We start from the raw sequence: 21,598 nt of genomic DNA on the forward strand, positions 1-21,598 counted from the left end.
CATGACTCGAAGTCTCAGCGGGTCGCTAGCCCTTACTGAGTAGAGGAATTTCACCTCCAACCTTTTGCCGGCTTAGCCCGGCGCACTGGATGTCCCTTTCTTTGTTTATTTCTTCATTGAGTAAGTAACTTCCTATCCAGCAACTCTAGATATTCAAGCCCATACATGGGTTCATCAAGACTCTCTAGTAAGTTGATTGGTAACTCTTGATCATACTCTTCAAAACAGGTAGCAAGACCAACAGCTATCGAAGCTATGCTATCGGTATCACCTCCAAATGCAACGCTTTTCCTTAGCAGCTCTTTCAAACTCTGGCAACTCAATAAGCAACTAAAGGCTGCGCTTACAGTATCAAATGCCTTAACTGAAACTTTACCGCTCCAATTATAGTTCCAACCAGATAAAGACTTACTTTCCAAAAACGCTTTTAACTGTGATAGCTTTCCCTTTTGATGTAGACCAAAATTAGCAGCCATAGCAACTGCACAACTAGCCCTAATAGCTATGTCAGTATTATGAGTAATAGCAGCTTGCATCCTTGCTTTGTATATTAACTCTTCCGTATCTTTAATACTTCCTAATGGTACAGCCCTTATAGCAGCACCATTTCTATCACTGTTATTTCGCAGCTTTAGTATTAACTCATCTCCGCTTTGAACCTCATTCAACAAGGTATAAAAGCCCTTTGAATAACCTTTATGAGGGTCTCGTTTAAAACAATCAACAAATATTGATGCAATATCACTTTCCAACCACTCGGATTTAGAAAGAATTAACTCAGAAATAGCAATTGACATCTGCGTGTCATCGGTATATTTGCCTACTACTCCATATAACTCATGTTCACAGTAGTTTTCCAAGTTATTAAATCGGTTAATTTTTTCTTTAGAAGAAAACTCAAAACCAGCCCCATAAGCATCAGCTATCGCAATTTCTTTTAACATGATGTCAAACTGCAACCTGATTTAGCCTCAAAAGACTTAGTTAAACTGTGTTCATCCAGTTGTTCAATATTTGCTAATCGTTTTAAACAAGTAGGCAAAATACTAATTACCTTCGAATCTACTTGCATCATTTGATCGATCAAAGATTTATTAAAAATATCATCTTCATGCCCACCAGATTCACCTGTTTGCCTTCTTAAACGGTATAACACCTCTACCCAATAATTGATTTTTTCGTTTTCGCTCCATCCCTCGTATAGTTTTGGAAATTGGTAATCATCAAGTGCATTAATAACGATTTCTTTGAGTGTACTTTTATAAGGCGTAAAGTAAATTTGCGATTTCTCCGCAATAATTTTTTTAGACTCAACAGAGAAAATCTTATATATCTCGTATAAAACATTTGTAGCTACTTCTAATTTATAGTCGGTCAGTACTTCAACTCCTAATTCAGAAAAAATAGTCGTTTTACCAGTAGGCATAACAGATTCCCTTTCTTTTCTTGATAGCAATCTGTTCTCAAAGATTGAGAACTCAAGCTCTTCTTGCTTTCCAAGGTCACTATTAACAACCCAAACGATTACACTTTCTGAATCGCTAATTGAGTATGCAGAAAGAAAATCATCAACCTTGACTCTAGCTTGTAAAGTTCGAGGTAATTCCTCATACTTCATTGTATTCATTGAAGTTCCCTCAAAATAATTCTGCCATTTTGATCAACCCCCATTACTTTAAACTTAATTCCTGGAGGAATAATTGTCTCAGATGAGTAAACAGGTTTGCCTACTTTTTGATGAAAATTCACTCCAAAAGCTAACTCTGATATATCTCTAGCACTACTTGTTTCTATTAATAAATTCCTTGTTCCAACATACGCATTACTTGCATTTGGAGCAGTTGACCAAAAGCTGGACTCAATTGTATTACCTAGCTTAAACTGTGAATCAAAAGCACTTATTGCTGCATCATCTTCCAATCTTATACCACGATATTGTTTATTTCCGGCACTGGGCATTTTATTTAAACCCGACTTTATTAATGAAGCTAGCTCAAGAGCTTCAGTAGTTCTACCATTAGCTAATGTATGATTTAGATCTCGGTAGAATAATTTTGTTGTATAACCAAAAACAGCATGAGCTTCATCAGAAGTCATTCCATACTTTTTCATTGCGCTATTGACAAGATTTTTATAGTTGATGTCCAGATTATCCATTTGAGAATAAAAGCCTTGAATTTCTTTTGTAGAAGTACCTTTGAACTTAGATACTAGATTAGTGTAATTAGATGCTGAAGATAAATCCCCAAGCATGTCTGGAACTAAACTAGCCTGTAATTTAACATTTGCTGTATTTAATGAGTAATCACCAGAAAGTGCTTTCGCATATGGCGCATCACCAGCTTCAGTGGCCCAATGAATTACCTGCCCATCAGCATTGCCAGTAACAGTGCTCCCTAGTTTTCCAAAACTACTTGCAGGAGGAGTTGGTAATAATGACGGTACATCACCACCAGCTAAACCAACTACAACACCTGCTCCTTCAGTCCCTACGTAAGTTGCACTAACCGGGTTCGCAAGTGCCCAGTACCCTAGAGCTACAGCTCCACGCACAGCAGCATACCCCCCTGCGCCAGCCAATGTATACCCCATAAGGTCGGTTATAACACCATCATATTCCCGATTAATATCGACTAACTTTTTCATCACCGGATCGGCACTTTGGTAGGAGTAATTATCCCAGACCCGTTGATGATCTTTAGCCGCTACTTTCGCAGAATGATTCAAATAGCCAACTTTCGTCATCCCTAGCATATTCCAAGGCGAGTTCTTCTCAGCCATTTTTTGGAGACCACTATTAATCTCTGACTGATCTAGCTGATATGGGCCATAAGCCTCCTCAGGCTTGTTGAATAGCTCTACAACTTTTTGCCCCGTATATTCAGACCACATTGCTTCAGCGAAAGCATCACTATCAAGTTCAACACCGCTGTTCAAACCAAACCAAGGATCTACTACGCTATCTCCAGCAGTTTTAGTAATTACTGTACTTGAAACATTCTTGCTAGTAGCTGTCTGACGCTGTTTACGACTGGTTTCAACCACTTTGCTCTTTTCAGTAATTTCTAACTTACTTTGCACCCTCTCTGACTTAACCCCTCCGCTCGACTTAGCCACTGAGCTGTGATTTTCCCTAATCGCAGTTTCCTGCTGAGCTGCTTGAGTACTTGGTGTAGGCTTAGATACTTGTCGGGCAAGATACTGCTGCCTTGCCAATCTCCCTGAAACTTGATCATATGTTTCATAGCCCGCAATATGACTTCCAAGCTCATTTGTAAGTGCACTTTGAGCTGTATTTTTAAAGTCAAAGCGTCTGCCGTATATTTTTGAGGCTATACCTTCTCTTACAACGCCTTCTGTCAGAGCAGATGCATAACGACCAAATGAGTCATTCGCATCAATACTTAATGCATCGCTTGCATAACCGCGCACTGATGCACCAGCCGCTGCAACTGCAACACCTTTCCAGTCAAATTTCTTTTGTAATCCTGTAGCAGTCCCTAGTGCTTGGTTCGCGATATTAGAAACCGTAGCCCTTGCAGTGGTGCTACTGTGGATATAATCACTGGCTGTCGCAGCCCACTGTGACCCGCTCTGAGCAGCCTGTGTTAAGCCCTGGTCTATTCCATAGGTTACAGCAGCACTTATAGCACCTCTGGCTCCAGCTTTTGCAGTTCGACTAAAGTGAATACTTTTTTGAACCCCCATAGCCATGCCTGCAACTTGTCCAGCTAAATCACCTGCTACTGCTCCCGCTGCTCCAGCCAGCATGGCTTGACCTAATGTTGCAGTCCCCACTGCTGCAGTCATAGAGGCAGTACTTGTCAAAGCCATCAGCGCCGCACCACCGGTAAAAATAGTAGCGGCAATGGCAACAACAGCAATAATGACAGCCGCACCACCACAACCCCCAGCGGCCTTAATCGGTGGCGGTGGCATATCCGGTAACGTCGGACTCACATCGCCAATCGCCACTCCAGCGTTATAGGGGCGGAAGGTGCTGCTGTTGTTGTGGATATTGGTGACTTTGTTGGGCACCGTGAGGAAGGTGCCGGGCTTTAAGTCTTTCAGTTGCTGGGGTTGCAAGCCATTGGCATCGGCCAGCATAAACCACAGGCTACTGTCCCCCCATAACGCTAAGGCGATGGTTTGCAGAGTATCGCCTTGTTGTACGGTATACCCCCCCGGGCTTTGTGCGGGGTAGTTTTCGCCAATGGCCTGGAAGTTAGCATCGAAGTCGGCACTGAACACCGGCTCAGTTTTATCTGGCTTGCGCATTAAGCCTTGGTTATAGGCCAGCTGGGTCGCATAGTCGGTATAGGTCGGGCCATCATCCCCGACATCACCAATACCAATGCCATTGACGTAGTAGAAGTGATGGGTACGCAGGTAGGCTTCGTGATTGGCGTTACGATCATGACCTTCCTCGGTACGGGTCAGGATCTGGCCTTTATGGTTATTCACATAACGCAGGATACGCGCATTGTATTTGTCTTCCGCCATGTTGACATGGCCGTTGACGTCGTAATGCAGAATCGACATCCCTGGCCGCCAGGGGAAGTCAAACTCCTTGTCAGTGATCCCCTCGTTTTTGATGGTCTTCTGTTTGTAGTCATCCCAGCGCTCATAGGTGTAACGGGTGCGCACATTGGTCTCTTCCCCGAAGGTTTCCATGGTGCTGAGGTTCCCCGCCCCATCAAAGTGATAGGTGCTGCCTTTGTTTTGCGCTTTGCCTTTGGCCCGGGTGGTGGTTTCTTGGGTGACGCGGTTATCTTGGTCGTAGTCTTTATTGACCTGGCGGTAGACATTGTTTGCTTGGTCATATTCCAGGTAGCTGGTGGTATTGCCTACCGCATCGTTGATCCGCCGGGCGCGGAGTTGATCGTCGATGTAGGTTTCGGTGAGCTTGCCGTTGCCATCGTAGTGATAGCGTTCGGTGTGCTGCTTGTTGGTGGCACTGACCCGTTGCCCCGCTAGGTTATAGCTGATCCGATACCCGTGATCTCCCGGGGTGATCTGTCCGTCTTTAAGGGCCCCCATGGTGGTGGTAAAGCGGTTCATGGCATCGTAGGTGTACCAGAAGTCCTGGTCATGCCACTCGCCGTTGACCTGTTTGTACCGACTGTGCACCCGCCGCCGGTTGCCCATCGCATCGTACTGATAGTCGATGGTGTACTTGGGATCGTCGATTTTGCTGATGCGATTCAGACTGTCGTATTCCACCGTGGAGCGTTGGGTGTAGACGTTCTTGTAGCCGTCTTTCGCATCTTTGTTGCTGTAACCTTCGAAGGTCAGGTTACCGTTCTTGTCGTATTGGAACTCCGCGTAGTTATTGGCCCCCACATCATCAATATTTTTGATATAGCCGTTGTTGTAGTAGCCGTAGTAAATCTCCTGATCCACCGCATTGCTGTTACCCAGCACGGTATCGCCTTTCTGCCAGGCCAGTTTGCCCGCGGCATTGTAACCATAGGTGAAGGTGCGATCGCCTAAGTCTTTGTGGTAGTGAATTCGGTCAAAGGCATCCCGATGGTCCACCAGGGTGTGTTTGTTGCCATCGGTTTTGGTGACGACCCAGCCGCCGATACCACCAATGCTTTTGTCATAACGGTAGCTGTACTGAGTCACCATGTTGCCATAGCTGTGGTGCGCCATGATCCGGCCTTTGGCATCGTACTGGTAACGCTCGGTGTGGCCGAGGGCATTGGTGTGGGTCAGGCGTTGACCAGCGGCATCATAGGTGTACTGGTCGGTATTGCCGCCGGCCCGTTCCACCTGAGTGACATTACCCGCGCCATCATACTGGTACTGGCTGACTTGCCCCAGTTCATTGGTCTGGCGGACTTTGCGCCCAAAGGCATCAAAGCCCATTTGTACCTGACCACCATCGGCATGGCGTTCAGCGATGATCTGCCCCGCGGCCCACTGTTGCTCATTGATATTGCCATTGGCATCAGTGGTGGTGATCTGTTGGCCTAACAGGTCGTAGCCATAGTGGGTGGTGGGCCGGACTTTATGCACCTGACCCTGTTCATCGGTGGCGTTGGTTTCCGGGGCCTGTTTGCTGACCATCTGCCCCCGCTGGTTATAGCGGAAGGTCGTGCTGTTACCCCGACCATCCACTTCTTCGATGACCTCACCAAAGGCATTAAAACGCTGCTGTCGATGAATGCTGTGGCTGGTTTCCAAGCCGTCACCAATCACATAGTCCAGGCTGGCTTTGGTGTAAGCCGCGCGACCGGTATTGCGGTGGGTGACGCTACCCTGGTCCAGCGCATGAAAGCGGCTCATTTGGTGATGGGCCTTGGCGCTAAACTCACCGGACTCGCCGCGTTCGGCGGCAAAGCTGTAATCCCCTTGCAGCCAGTCCAGCAGCTCCCACGCACCCTGAGCATTTTGCTTGTAGACATTGACGGTGTAGGTGAAGGTACGGCCTTCGGCATTTTCCAGGGAGACGTTGGGGTGTAGGTTAACCTCCCCGGCACTGGCCTCGACAATCTCCGAGCCTTTGGCCTCGCCGAAGCCGGCATTCCAGTCAAACTTCAGCTTACCTTGGTAACCCCCTAAGTTGGCCCAGCGCAGTTGCAGGTCCTTTAGGGTTTGTTGACTCGGTTTTGCGACTTCACCGTCAGCCGCGGCGCTGGCGGCTTGTTGCTGCAACCCAAAGCGCAGGTCAAAGGTCTCACCGTGCTTGGCATTCTGGGTGGTACGGAAGATCCCCTCACCCCGGTTAATCACCGTGCCTTGTGGGGTCAGTGCCTCGTAGTAGTATTCATAGGCTTGATTGGCGGAGAGACCGGGGGCGTTGGTCAGATCCAGCGCCCAGTCCCCTTCGCGATTCATCCGGGCACCATCCACACGATGGGCATACTTGCCGGGCTGGTAATTGGCCTCGTCATAGGCGCGGCTGGTATAGCCAGGCTCTTGGGCGGGGCGGTAGTACATCCGTAACCGGGTAGCCTGCCGTGGCTGCTCTTTTAAGGTCAGCAGCTTAGGCATGTCCACATGGTTTTTCTCCCAGCTCCACATATTTTCATGTTTATAGTAGGGACGCCTAGGACTCCAGCGATAACGCCCGGTTTGTTCGGTGAGAGGCACCCACTCACCCGCCTCGTTTTTCTTGGAGATTTTGACCTGGTATTTGAAAGCCATGTTTTTCAGCTGCCAAACCGAGGTTCTCATATAGCCCTGCAGAGGGATGGTGTACTCCCCACGGCTGGCGTTCACCACAAACGAGCCTTTGGTATGGCTCTGGTAACCGGAATCCCATTCAAACAGCAGATCACCGTCATACTCACCAATATCCGACCATTTAAACTGCACACTACGCTGCCTAAAATAACAGCGAGGCCAGTGCTTACCCGCCCCTCGGGCAAAGAGTTTGAAGTTAAAATCAAACTTCTCACCACCGGTCATTTTCGCTTCACCAAAGGTGTACGGCGTTGCCTCAATCACTTCAACACCCGCCGCGGTGCTGTCTTCAGTTTGCAGGAAGGTCATCTCCGGCTGAATGACATCAATCAGCTGGTTACGGGCATCGTAGCGACTGAGGGTGATGTGCAGCTGGCTGGCATCCAGGGTGCGCAGTTGGCTGAGGGTAATGTCCTTCAAGTCGATGGTCATCGACTGGATTTCTAACGAGGCATTGCCATTGGCATCGTACACAAACACCTGAGGCGCACCGTTCTTTTTATTGGTTTTGAACAGCTGACCGGCAGCGTTGTACTCATAGTACTCGTGCACCTGATCATTGACGCCTTTGCCACTGATTTCCCCATGGCTGTTGTAGTAGGTGCGTTGAATCGCCCCCACCCCTTCATCACGCCAGATCTCCCGGCCTTGGCTGTCATAGCCAAAGCGTGTCTCTACCTGATGCTCACTGCCAGCCGCCTGTTGTAGCTGCTGCCGTTTGCGCACCATCTGGCCTTTGGCGTCATAGAACAGTTCGGTGACTGCCCCATTGGCATCGATCTGTTTAATCAGATGCCCCGCGTTGTCATAGACCTGACGGGTAATCAAGTCCTGTGCACCCAGGTTAAAGGCGGTTTGCTGACCGTCGGCGGCTTCTTTGACGCTCAGAACAGTGTCACCTTGGGCGTTGTAATAGGTACTGCTGGTCTGGCGTACGGTGCGGCCATCGGCGGCGGTGTATTCTGCGCCTTGCTCCAGCACTTTGCGGTTCAGCGCATCGTATTGCACATCCACCCGTTCCGCTGCGTCACCACTGTTGCGGCGGATAATGGCGACATTATTGCCATTGGCGTCGTAGAGCATTTCGGTGATGGCATCCCCTTGCTGGGTCTGCCATTGGCGGTTGTTCTCACCCTCACCAGCGGCCTCATCCGTACCTTGGACTTGGTGACTGACCCCCACTTGGCGGGTCAATACCAAGCGGCCTAAGGCGTCGTATTGGTTGCGGGTAATCCGGTTATCGGCATGACTCGCATCCAACGCTGCCAATAGCGCGTGGGGATCGCTGTCGATACTGAGGTTAGTGCGTGCACTGTCGGGCAGGGCTTGGGCGTATTTCCGTTCTTCGACAATGTGCCCCGCCGCATCGTACTCGCGCTGGGTGGCATAACCGGAGGCATCGACCAACAGAATGGCCTGGCCTTTGGCATCGTAGAAGGTGTAGGTGCTATGGCCCCGGCTGTCGGTGGTTTTAATGACATTGCCGTTGGCATCGTAGACCTGGGTGTGACCGACGCGGCCATAGAAGTAACCCCGGTCAATATCATGCATTAACACTTCACGGCTGTAACGGGCCAGCTCGCGGTTGTTGGCATCGTACTCAAAGTGGGTTTCGCGGTACTCGCCTTGACCTTCCGGTGGGGTGTGCAGCATCAGCGTCTGGGTAGCCAATCGCTGATCATAGGTGCGCTCAGCCAACCGGTTACCGGCCGCATCATAGCCAAAGGTCTTCAGTACACCATCGCCATCCACCTGGGCGATTAACTGGTTGCGGGCATTGTAGTACAGGGTGGTGACTTGACCGTTGGCATCGGTCTCACGAATCAAGTTGCCCACGGCATCGTACTGGCGGTTAATGGTCGCAGCCTGGGGGCGCGCCTGACCGTCAACCGTGTGGGCTGACTGGCGTTGTTGAATCAACTGGCCCTGGGCGTTATAGCGAAACTCCGTGACCCGTGGCTGATCACTGTTAGCGCCGACAATAGTCTGGGTCTTATTACCCAGTTGATCGTACTGATGACGCGTCACGACCACCTGAGTACTAACCAAGCCTTGCTCAACATCGGTCACTACTCGCACTTCGGGGGAGGTTTCTTCAATCAAGCGCCCCTGGGCATCGTAGGCATAGTGAGTGGTGTGGCCATTGCCATCGGTAGCGGTGAGCTTGTTACCTTGGGCATCATAGCTGAAGGTGGTGGTGACGCCGGCTTGTGTCGAACTCAGGATTTGACCAAAGGCATTCAAAGTATGCTGCTGGACAATCACCTTATCCGAACCACTGCCTGAACCACTATCCACCGAGGCTTGCAGCTGGCTGATCAGCGCGGTCAGGTCACTCTGTTCAGTGATAGCACCGCCACTGAGATCCAGTGCCTGCTGATACTGATAGGTGCTGACCACCTGACCAAACGCATCATAACGAGTTTCGGTGGCGTAGCCTTTAGGATCAATCTGTAACCGCAAACGGTTATTGGCATCGTAAAAGAAGTAACCAACCTGACCACGAGGATCAGTGGCCTTGATGATGTTGCCAAAGGCGTCGTAAACGGTGTGCGTCTCATGGCCGAGTGGATCACGCTCGGCAATCTTGCGCCCCGCCGCATCAAAGGTTTGCTCGCTGGTATACGCGGCTTGCAGGGTGGCGATATCCTCCTCGGTCAGTTCATGCGCGCGCTTAGCCCCACCCGGCCGCGTTTGCCCATCTTCGGTGGTGACGGTATTGACGATGCCTAACCGTGCACGCTCGGCCAGCGCCCAGTCACTGTCGTCTTGAACCAGGGCCACACCCCGGGCATCGACAATGGCACTGACCCGACCCAACGCATCATAACGGTACTGGGTCTCTGCCGCGGCCTCCGTACCCAGCGCCGTGATCTCCGCAATTTTTTGGTTACGCTCATCATAACGATAGGCCGTGCGACGCTCGGCCTGCATACCCGCCGCTTCGGTTTTTAAGGTCAGGTTGCCAAAGGCATCGTACTGATACTGGGTCTCGTGGCCATTACCATCGGCACTGGGCACGGTTTCGGCGACCAGACGATTCAAGGCATCGTAACGGAAACGAACAATGCGATCGGCATAGACCAAGGAACGTGACTGGTTGGCACCCAGGGCCATGGGGAGCAAGCCACTGTAGCGGTTCTCGAAGACTTTATTGCCGAAGGCATCGTAGTCGAACACGGTCAGGTAACCGTGCTCGGCATCCACCTGCTTCAACTCACGGGTCAACTGACCTTTGCTGTCGTAATAGAATAAGGTGCGGAAATCACCGTCCACGGTGGCTTGGCGCAACACGGTCCGTTGGCCTAGGGCATCGTACTCATAGCACTCAGCCCGCAGCTGACCCGAGGCTAACCCAGCCTGTAACTGGTCTTCAGTCAACCCTAATGTGACCGCACTGGCTGCACCGGTAATCAACGCGGTTTTATGGCCTGCGGCATCATAACGATACACTGTCGCTTGGTCCTGGGCATGCTGCAACCCTGACAAGCGCGCGGCGATCTCAGCGGTCGAACCACCACGTAGCCCTTCATCCAGGGCTTGAGCATAACGCACCGTACGGCGCAACTGACCTAAGGCATCGTACTCATGGGCGGTGACATGGCCGAGGGCATCGATTTCCAGTTGAACACGGCCTGCATTATCGTAGGCAGTGTGTGTGGCGACAGCATCTAACCTGCGTACTGCACGCCTGACGCTTGAATAGCTTGGCGCTGCATTGTATTCAACAGGCATGGTGTAGCGTTTGGTGCCTGTCACCTGCCCCAAGGCATCATAGACTTTCTCAGTAACGTAACCTTGTCCATCAATGGTATAAACTTCACGCCCAACTTTGTCATACACATGCTGCTGGAAAACCGCTGTTTCATTGTGCTGGGCAATATGTGCTTCAAGTTGCTCTGCGTTCGGGGTTACTGAGTCCAGGCTGATATTAATGGGTGCTTTATACTGCAGACTCGCCACCAGCCGGTCATTGACATCATATTTAAAGGCACTGATGTAACCAGCAGCATCAATTTGATACTGCTTACGACCTAACTCATCATAAATAATTTGGGTGCGCTGCCCTGTTAACGCGCGAGCTTCCTCAGGATTCGCTTTCACCTTTTCAATAGACTGCAAGACATCAGCAGCCGTCAGCTGATGCATCTTCTGCGGATCAATATTCAGGTGATCATCGTAATGCAGTGAATATTTGAGGGTAGACGTCAGCCGGCCCACCTCATCATACTGATTAACCGCTACATAACCGGCAGCATCAATAACCACTTCCGGCTGGTTTAGCGCATTGTAAAACTGATAGGTGGTAACTGCAGGGTTATCCTTCAGCCCAGCAGCGACAATGGATAGGTCATGGTTTTCGAGCAGTGCATAAACTTGGGTATCAGCTAATGGATTACTGTAGCGGCTTTCCTGAATCACATTGCCATTGGCATCGTAATGCAGGGCAGTCACTTGCCCCAAGCCATTCACCTTATGGGTGACTTGGCCATCGGCATTGAAAAAGCTAAAGCTCAGACGGTCATGCTCCGTCAGCTGAGGTAAGCTTCGCGCGGCCAAACGTGCTTCAATGTCACCACGACTTTCAGTACTGGCGAGCAGCTGCTCAGCCAAGCCTTCGACATTAATGGCTTTAGCATAGTGACGGGTAAGGATTTTTTGCCCCGCCGCATCGTATTTATAGGCGGTAACGCCACCTTGCCCATCGACGCTGTAACGCAGGCGATTATTGACGTCATAGCCAAAGAAACTCTGGCTACCATTCGCATCGGTTTTCACCAGCACATTACCACGAGCATCGTACTGATAACGGGTGGTCAAAGCTAAGCCATCAGGGTCAACTACTTCAGCGACTTTTCGGCCAAGCGCATCATAGTGATAGTGCGTTTGAGCCAACATGCCATGGCGACGGTCACCTTTTTCGACAGCAATCAGCTGCCCCAACTCATTATACGTTGACCGGGTAATCAGCGATGCTCCACCAAAGCCACTGTCTCGCATCACTTCTAGCACGCGTCCTGCCGCATCATATTGCATAGTGGTCGATACGCGATCAGGCCCCCGTTGATAGGTAATCTGGCCAAACGCATCCAGCCGGTAGCTGGTAGTGAGTTTTGCACCCTCTGGGTCGACGGTTTCTGACAGCTTACGGCCCACCGCATCATAGCTAAACTGACGCTTGATGCCTTGGCTGTCGATGGACTCCACCAGCCAGCCGCGCTGGTTATAGACCTTACTCTCTTGCTGCAACAGACTTCCATGGGCATCCAGCCGCTCAGCGTTGATTTGACGCCCGGCTTCATCATAGGTAAACCGCTGACGATTACCTTTGGCATCCGTAATTTCCAGCGTTTCACCATGCTGATTGTGCTGGGTGGTGACGGTATGCCCTGCAGGAGAAACCAGCGTTATCCTGCGGTTCTGGTCATCAAACTGATACTGGGTTACTTGACCTAATGGATCAGTCACACTGACTTTGCGGCCTAGCGCATCATAACGGTAAGCGGTGGTTTCACCACTATGATTGATCTCCGCAACCACTCGATTCAGCCGGTCATAGGCAGTTTGTTGACGGTGATTATCCGCAAAGGTTTTAACGGTGAGTCGCCCAAAGGCATCGTATTGATGATGGGTATCGAGTGTTTTCGTGCCTGCAGCAAGAGTGGTTGAAGCCTCAGCGCTCCCCACCAGCTGGCTGATACGACTGACCAAGCCCCGCTGATCATAAGCGGTTTCAGTGACGGCATATTCTCCGTTGGCGGCACGAATGCTTTTTGCCAATCGGCTCACTTCACCAAAACTGTTATAGGCGAGTCGTGTTTCAGCACCGTCCGCAGCTATGGTATGTACTTTGCGGCCGGCCTGATCAAAGTCCTGCTGAGTGATACGGTCCTTGGGATTGGACTTGATCACTTTTAATTGACGACTGTTATCCAGTCCACCCGTTAATTCTTTTGAATCAATTAACGTAAAGTAATCAACACGAGTGGTTTGTTCACCAAAGCTGTTATAGCGATACTCGATGACAGACGCTTGCCCCCGGTTATCGACCTGCTGAATACTGTAACGCAAACGCTGCTGGTGGTCGTAATAGAAGAAGGTTACAGGTTGACCACCTTCTGTGGTTTTAGGCGCTTGCTGGCGAATTTTTAGCCCTGCTTCGTTATAAACAAACGTAGTGGCATGATCACGCCAAACGGCCTCGCGCGCCGTATCGGTGGTCGCCTCCGCCAAGCGCTTTGCACCTTCAGGCGTTAACTCAGCGATAATACGTCCCTTTTGATCAAAACGCTGCTGGGTAATCTGTGCCTGACTGAACTGCTTGTCTTCACCGGTTATGGTTTGACTTAGCAGGCCATCGGCATTGTAGGTATAGCGCGTGACGACCCCAAATCGATCTGTAGTGGTTTGCTTTCGACCCGCTGTATCATAGGTGATGGATTCAACGCTGTTTGGCTGGCTGGCATGGGTCGCTAGCGTACGCAGCTCTGTTAGGCTTTGCCCCGCATAGTTCACTGACTGATGGTAACGAATCGTTTGAGTGAGCTGACCCAGTGCGTTATAGACATTTTCAGAGAGGTAGCCTTCAGCATTCACTGTCGCGGTCAGTTGACCAAAACCATCATAAATAAAGTGCGTTTGCTGATCGGCAACATCCGCTGTTGGACGAATATCCGCTAACTCACGATCAAACTGCTGACTCACATAGTCCACGGCTTTTTGGGCATAGCGAATTTCACGGATTTTTTGCCCAGCCGGGTTATATACATATTCCGTTAAATAACCTGCCGCATCGAGGCTGCCGATAAGTTGCTGGTTATCGTTGTAAAGCTGGTGGCTAAAACGCCCTTTAATATGATCACCGTTGGGATCGGCAAATTTCAGCAGTGGCGTTTGATAGGAATAGCCATCAACCACCACTAAGGCATGGCCTTCTAGTTCAATAGGGGGGTAGCCATCTTTAACGATTTTGATATACAAATCATTGCGGGATGCCACCAGGTCATGCAGTGTTAGCTCAATGGATTTGCCATCCGCAGAGCGTTGTGACGCCAGATCAATAAACTGATACTCCGCATTATCTTGCTGAGCCAGTCGATAAGCGATGGTGGTACCAGGTTGGGTCACATCAAGGGGAAGCTTGTCCAGCGGGATGGTGAGCTTACTGTTAACCACAATGCCTTGCTGATCACCCACAGTGTACATGAATGATTCTGATTGTTTGGTGCCATCCAAATAGTGCTTATGGACGGAAATACGGTAGTTGCCGCTATCTAGAGGACGGTCCAACGAGAGGTTGATATTACCCTGATAAAAACGATAACCACGAGGATAGGTGATCGCCTCTGATACTTGTTCATTAGTCTGTGCGTCATCCACATAGACTTGGATGTAATCGATATTATGGGCCTGATCATCAGCGATAACCCCCGTCAGGGAAGCACCGGCAGTGGGCTTGTTGGCAATAATGTGCTGCTCCCACCGCACATTAAGTGGCTGATGACTGGTTTGTGGCACCCACTGAAAACGCGCTGTTTTATGATAGCGGCTGACGTCCCCTGTGCGCTGACCACCGGCTTGTTGATCAATGACGATTTCATAAGAGGTATTGGGGATTAAATCTGTCAGCTCAACCTGGTAAAACCCATCGACAACCGCAATACTTTTTTCAGTAAAGGGTGTGCCTGATTCAAGGTCGGGGCCGACTCTGTCGACAATACGGTATTTCAGTGTATGTTCAGCACCACTGAGTTCAGCCATATCATCAGCCGGCCAGCGCAGTGTTTGTGACAACACTTGCTGACGGCCTTTTTCCAATACGAAAGTGGGTTTTACAATTGTCGTGCCGTCGTTAAGCTCAACTATCACTGTGGCACGAAAGCGGCCATTACCCGAAATAGCAGGTAACACCAGTTGCCCTTGGTAATCATCAAACTTGTCTGGAAAAGTGCGACTTAACGTTGAGTGTCGTGTTTGCAGGTTATAAAGATCGGCCCGAATATACTTAACCTGTGCCCGTTCCTCTGGGGTTAAGTAATTCAGCAGAATAGTGCCGTTAATATCCGGGTGGTTTTGCTGCTTAATGTCAGTGACATAATCAGGCCAAGGCTTAGCATTGCGTGTCGATGCCTGACTGGTCGCTTCAATATTCGCACCTGAAGTGACGGTTTTCGTGGTTTGGGTGAGTGCACCTAAATGGTATTGCGCATCACTGTGTTCGCTGGCAGGCCAGCGCGTAGTTGTACTGTTATCGACAACAATCGGCGTATAATCACCCAGCTTGGCGAGAATATTGGCTTCAGTCAGTGGCTCAGCAAGCACGTCTGAGCTCAGTGCAGTTTCATAACGCTTTTCACTGACGACCTTACCATAGGCATTATAAGCCCATTCAGTCACCGCACCTGCGCCATCTACTTGAAAACGCTTTTGCCCCTGACTGTTATACACCCAGTATTGATGGCGATCGGCTGTTGGGTTGGCTTTAGGGCGTAGCTTATCAATGTTAAATAAGCTTTCATTGAGTTGCCCAAAAGAGAGCAAACGACGTGTGTCGACTAATGTCTGATACTGAATACTTTCAATCAGCTGACCGTTAGCATCATAACGAAATTCAGTTAATGCCCCGACACTGTCAATGCTGGCTACTTTTCTATTGCGCGCATCAAACAGGGTATAACTTCGACTACCTGTTTTATCTTCAGAAGCCACTTGCCGACCCGCTTTATCATAAAAAAAGCGTACCCGGTTGGTTGCTGTTGTATCAGTCGCCTTTTCTGTACGACTTAATAAGCGTCCTGCAGCATCAAATAATTCGGTTTTAACTAAACCATTACTAAAGGTTGTTGCGACAGTATGCTGCTGATCATCATAACGAAAAACCGTGGTTTGTCCGGCCTTATTGGTTTTACTCAGTACTCGCCCCAAGCTATCATAGTTAATTGTTTCTGCTACACTCGCCCCATCAATTTTTCGGAGCAGTCGGCCAAACGCATCATACTGAAACGCAGTTTCTTGGGTATTACCCTGGCCATCATGCTGAATAACTTTACCCACCAAACCACGACTGTCGTATAATGACGTGGTCTGCATAACTTTTTCAGCTTGCTCACTACTCACCAATGCATTTAATTCAGTGACTGTTAGCTGAGCTGCGTTTTCACCCTGACGTAACACCAGCTTATTTTTGGGATAGAGAATGCCATTAACCTGATAGGTTTCAACTAACTGGCCATAGGCATCATAATTTAATCCAGTGATATTGCCTTCAGGGGAAATAACAAAACGCTTAAACCCTTGCTCATCATAGACATAGCGCTTCGCGACTACATTTTCGGGAATAGCTTTACGCTCGTTATCATTTAAAGGTGCTCGTTCCAGTTGCCAGGTCGCTTCCGCTACCAACTGCTGCTGATCATTATACTGAAAGTGTTTTATATGATGATTAGTATCAAACTCATAAACCAGATTACCCATGACATCAAATTCACGCGTAACCTTATTGCCCAATCCATCAATCACTTCAACGATATTATCTTGCGCATCGTAGCTGTATTGCAGGCTGGTACGCTGACCATCAATGGCTGGCGTTAATACCTTAACAATACGCCCTAAGTCATCAAACTGATAATCCGTTTGCTGGCCTAGTGCATCGGTAACCTGCGTGGTACGGTTGTCAGCGTCATAATGATAGTCTGCGCCTATACCGGTCGCATCACGGTATTGGCTGATGACGTATTTATCGCCAACCTGCTGATAGGTAAACGTCAGCTGCGTGCCATCACTATTGGTTATTTGCTTAATACGCTGACTGTCACCCTCATAGCTATAGGTAGTCTGGTAAATAGCACCATCTTCAACACTATTATCATCAGGTGTTAGATCTGTAATGACCGTTTCCAAACGACCTAAGTCATCATAACCATACTGCGCTAATGTGCGTTTGATTTGCTGGCTGTTATCACCGGTATACTCAATTTGAATAGCAGTTAACTTCTGCCCTTCATAACTTAAGTGCGTTATTTGACCAGATGCATCTTCAAGCTTAATCAGCTGGTTATTGTGGTATGTTAACTGTGTACGATTACCTGCTTTGTCTTCAAGAGCAGTCAACTGGCCTGTGCCATTATAAAATTCTTTTACCCGACTACTGCCTTCTTCCCAGGTCCAGCTTTTCGTTGCCGCATCATAACGGAATAAATCATGCGCACCATCACCATCGGCTGTGATATACGCCTTATGTTGTTCACTGTAGCGATAAATACTTTCACTACCATCACCATTGCGCTTAACCAGCAGTGATCCTGCTTCATTGGGTACCTCTGGCAACTCACTGATATAGCGGTTTAAACCTAATAACCACGGTTGATTGCGTGGGTCATTACTTTGCCCCTGGCTATTATAAGTTTGTAATAACGAGGTATTGAGTCCCTTACTCGCTAACTCATCCGTATAATGCTGGATAATTAAATTACCGGTATTATGGTTAATAAATACCCGATTATTCCCCTGCCCTAATGCGCTACTTTGCCCATTCAAACCAGTCAGTGAATTGTTGTATAAGCCTAACCCTTGACCCGCAACAACGGCTACCATGATGTATTTACCTTTTTTAACTGCGCCACCAGGGTTCTTTGATCGCCATACGCGGTATTGAGTCTATTGACTTCAAAGCCGCGTGATAGGTTTGCTTTGATTTACGAATATATTCGTATGTTATAAGCAACCAAGGCTATCCTCTGAACCGCCGACATCTATGTTGAATTCATTTAATACAAAACCAGACCATGACGATGTATCCACAACATTCACCATGGCATTACCCATCACAAGGGGTATATTTATATATATCCAGTGATTGGCCAAAAATGTTAAATAAAAAATGAAAAAAATTTAGATTTTTTTTGAAATGGTCAAATAAGCAGCAAAAAATGGGATTTCTGTATACTATTTATACAATCACTGCGTTATATATCCACAGCGAAGAGTGAGAAGTTAAGAGTTAAGAATATAGTGGTACGAAAGAGTAGTTTTGGATGAGCTGGAAAATGGCTAAGCGAATATAACAAGGCTACTTGACCCATCCGCAAGCACGTCGTGAATCCTTCCCTGGAGACTTGATTGCCGCATCCTTGCGGCAAACAGTTTGCTACGGGTCAAATAGCCTTTTAGTTAGATCTAACTTAGGTAAAGATGCTAGTTTTTAATACAGCTATAAAACAGTACATTTGCCGAACCTGCATAATTAGCAAATCCATAATAGACAGGTTTCCAACCATTTTCACATTGACATTGCCACCCACCCCATTTAGGTAGTGCTATAGCTGGTAAGATAACCTCATATTTGCTTTTGTTAGAGGTGTATTTTGCATTGCCTACTTGACAATACCCAGCAACACTCCCAGTTGGCAACTGTGAATAATGAGTAGCTATAGGTCCTTCTGGACCCTGAGGCCCTTTAGGGCCTTGATCACCCTTGTCACCTTTAGGACCTTGCGAACCTGTTTCCCCTATTGGTCCTTGCGCGCCCTTATCTCCTTTAGCCCCTTTAGGTCCTTGCGGTCCAACTGGACCTTGTGGACCAGCATCACCTTTCAGCCCTTGCTCACCTTGAGGACCTCGATCGCCTTTTTCACCCTGGTTTCCTTTATTGCCAGGAATACCGGGTGCGCCTTGATTACCTCTGGGCCCTTGTGGACCTTGATAGAACTCAGGAACACAGTTAAAACCGACATCCGCTAAACAGCTTGCTTCTAAAGAGCTGATCGCTCGGTTATACACATGGATTTCATCAAGCTCGCCTTGTAGCGGATAAGCAAGTTGCTCTGCTACAGAATTACCAAATACCAGAGGTCCATCTGTTATCAAGTTATCTGGCATACCTAATTTGACGTCTTTCAAACGTTTGCCATTTAGCGCCAAGTGCAACCCATTAGTTTTACCGTTATAAGCTAACACTAAATGCTGCCATTTATTTTGATAACGTGGTAAAGGATCAAGGGATTCAATACCGCCAATCACGCCAGAAGCATTTTTAAACATCACCTTCAGACGGTTATCACTGTCTAAAAATACAACAAATAGTGCATCACCTGTTGAGTCGGCTTTTTCTATCAGCACCTGCTTTTCGTTAACTTGTTTAGTTTTAAACCATAATGCAACTGAAAACGGTTGGTTTATATCAAAGGCTTCCCCATTAAAATTAACCTGCGCAACAAAGGGATTATTTTCTTCTACTTTAAGTGAAGAGCCCTCAACACCCTCATTGCTATAAACTCCCCCACTTAAATCACCCGCACCGTTTTCTAAAAAGTAACCATGATTACCTTGTCCTGAGTAATCCACACCACCTTGCTGGTGTATCCCTGCATCAAAAGACCAAAAACCTATTTCTGCCGAAGTTGGTTCAGCATGAACATTTACAGACACGTGTGAAAACAACGCAGCAGAAATTGCTATTGCCAAAGTTTTTTTCATTATTTACGACCTTATTTCACTTCCCAGATATTTTGTAACCCAACCCTAACCCTCCCCTTATTTAAGGGGAAGGAAAGAAGACGAGTTTTCCCCAACTGCTTATTTAAATGTAACTTCTTAGCGGAGTTAATAATTAATCACTACATTTATAATTAAACACCATCAACTCCTCCCCTCTTTTCAATGGGGAGGTTGGGAGGGGGTTAAATACACTAATCAATAATTGTTAAACGACAGTTGGCGTTATAGCCATGATCATTCCATGAAAGTAAACCAAAGCTAGTATCAGTATCAGATAAATCCTTCCAGTTTTGATACTTTCCATCAGTAAAAGCACACGACCAAATTTTCATTATATGCTGAGTAACCTTGTTACTATTATTACCATTATCATCATTGATTGAAGCCCGCCATTGCTTCGTTTCAGCATCGTAATAAAATAATGTAAACCTGGAAGCTACACGCTTACTATGCTCACCAGTTGAACCAAGAAATCCCTCCATCCCAAGCCTCACTTGACATCCATCCTCATCACCACATAAATCAATAATATCCTGCTCAGGAATCACTAAAGAAGTACCTCTTTGCTCCCTTGATACAAAATAATGCTTTCTATCCACTGATGAACCCGGTTTACCTTGAGGGCCTGCTTCGCCTTTTGCTCCCTGAGGTCCAACAACCCCTTGTGGACCAGTATCACCTTTTGGTCCTTGATCACCCTTATCGCCTTTTTCACCTTTTAAACCTTGTGGCCCCCTTGGTCCTACAGGTCCAGTACTTCCCTTTTCACCTTTTTCTCCCTGTTGACCTCTGTCTCCTTTTTCGCCCTTATCTCCTCTGGGACCACTTAACCCTGTGGCACCCTGTTCTCCGACTTCTCCACGAGGTCCTTGATAAAATGCAGGTACACATTTAAAACCTAACTCCGCTAAGCATTTTGCTTCTGTTGAACTGATGGCACGATTATAAAGATGCACTTCGTCAAGTTCACCAAGTAAAGGTGTTTGTTCAGCGCCATTGCCTAAAATAATTAAGCCATCTAGCTTAGATACTACTGGCAAACCTTTATTGGTCGTTTTTAAGTATTTTCCATTGAGTGCCATATTCATATCATATTGGCTACCATCAAATGAAAATACTACATGTTGCCATTTACCTTGAATATCATTCAATGGAACAGAAGCTAAACCACCTTTACTGCCACTATTATCTACAAACTCAACTACTAACTGATTTTGGCTATTTAGATAAAGTCCATAACGTGCATCATCCTGCGTATTTTTTTGCTCAAATAATGTTTGAGCAGTATTGAGTTCATCTACCTTAAACCACAGTGCTACAGAAAATGGTTTACTGATATCAAATTTCTTAATGTCAATAACGAGTGGGTCAGTTTCATCAACAATCAACGCATTTCCTTTAGCTCCATCTTTAGTATATTGACCACCTTTTAATACCGTAGCGCCAGCCAGCACCTCATCAGCAAAACTATAAAAATAACCATGGTTATTTTGACCTGAAAAATCTCTAGTGCCTTCACGATCAAACCCCGCATCAAATGACCAAAAACCTAATTCTGAGTTGGTTAATACTGGCTCTGCTATTATCGAAGTGGATACTGAAGCACTAATAATGCTTGAAACAACTACGGCTAATGACTTTTTCATTAAATATAACCTTTTTACTTTCTGGAAAACTTTTTAACCCCACCCTGCCCCTCCCCTTAACTAAGGGGAGGGAAAGAAGACAAGTTTTCCCCTGTTTCTCTCATACTTAAAGGGGGCAACTTAACGGAGATAAAAGCCAACCACTTAACTTTATATTTTGCACAATCAGCGCCTCCCCTTTTTCCAAGGGGGAGGTTGGGAGGGGGTTAAATACACTAATCGATAATCGTTAGACGACAATTAGCTACGTAGTTATGATTATTCCA

At 47.6% G+C, this 21,598-nt stretch carries 5 protein-coding genes; all 5 read right to left on the reverse strand.

The window, feature by feature from the left end; genetic code table 11:
* Window positions 1-113 precede the first annotated feature (113 nt).
* Window positions 114-944: an ADP-ribosylglycohydrolase family protein gene (locus tag F607_RS0113785; protein WP_027708549.1), complete on the reverse strand. Its 831-nt coding sequence runs from the start codon at window positions 942-944 to the stop codon at window positions 114-116.
* Window positions 938-1,627 (reverse strand): hypothetical protein, encoded by a 690-nt coding sequence (locus F607_RS0113790; RefSeq protein ID WP_027708550.1) that lies wholly within the window; start codon window positions 1,625-1,627, stop codon window positions 938-940. Before F607_RS0113790 ends, F607_RS0113785 begins: the two co-directional genes overlap by 7 nt.
* Window positions 1,624-17,784: a LysM peptidoglycan-binding domain-containing protein gene (locus F607_RS0113795; protein WP_027708551.1), complete on the reverse strand. Its 16,161-nt coding sequence runs from the start codon at window positions 17,782-17,784 to the stop codon at window positions 1,624-1,626. The genes F607_RS0113790 and F607_RS0113795 overlap by 4 nt, the downstream gene beginning before the upstream one ends.
* A 600-nt stretch (window positions 17,785-18,384) precedes the next feature.
* Window positions 18,385-19,665 (reverse strand): LamG domain-containing protein, encoded by a 1,281-nt coding sequence (locus tag F607_RS35530; protein WP_051311477.1) that lies wholly within the window; start codon window positions 19,663-19,665, stop codon window positions 18,385-18,387.
* A gap of 212 nt (window positions 19,666-19,877) precedes the next feature.
* Window positions 19,878-21,332, reverse strand: a complete 1,455-nt coding sequence (locus F607_RS35150; protein ID WP_051311478.1) for a LamG domain-containing protein — start codon at window positions 21,330-21,332, stop codon at window positions 19,878-19,880.
* Between the last annotated feature and the right edge of the window lie 266 nt (window positions 21,333-21,598).

The sequence above is a fragment of the Zooshikella ganghwensis DSM 15267 genome (assembly GCF_000428585.1).
Taxonomy (GTDB): Bacteria; Pseudomonadota; Gammaproteobacteria; order Pseudomonadales; family Zooshikellaceae; genus Zooshikella; species Zooshikella ganghwensis.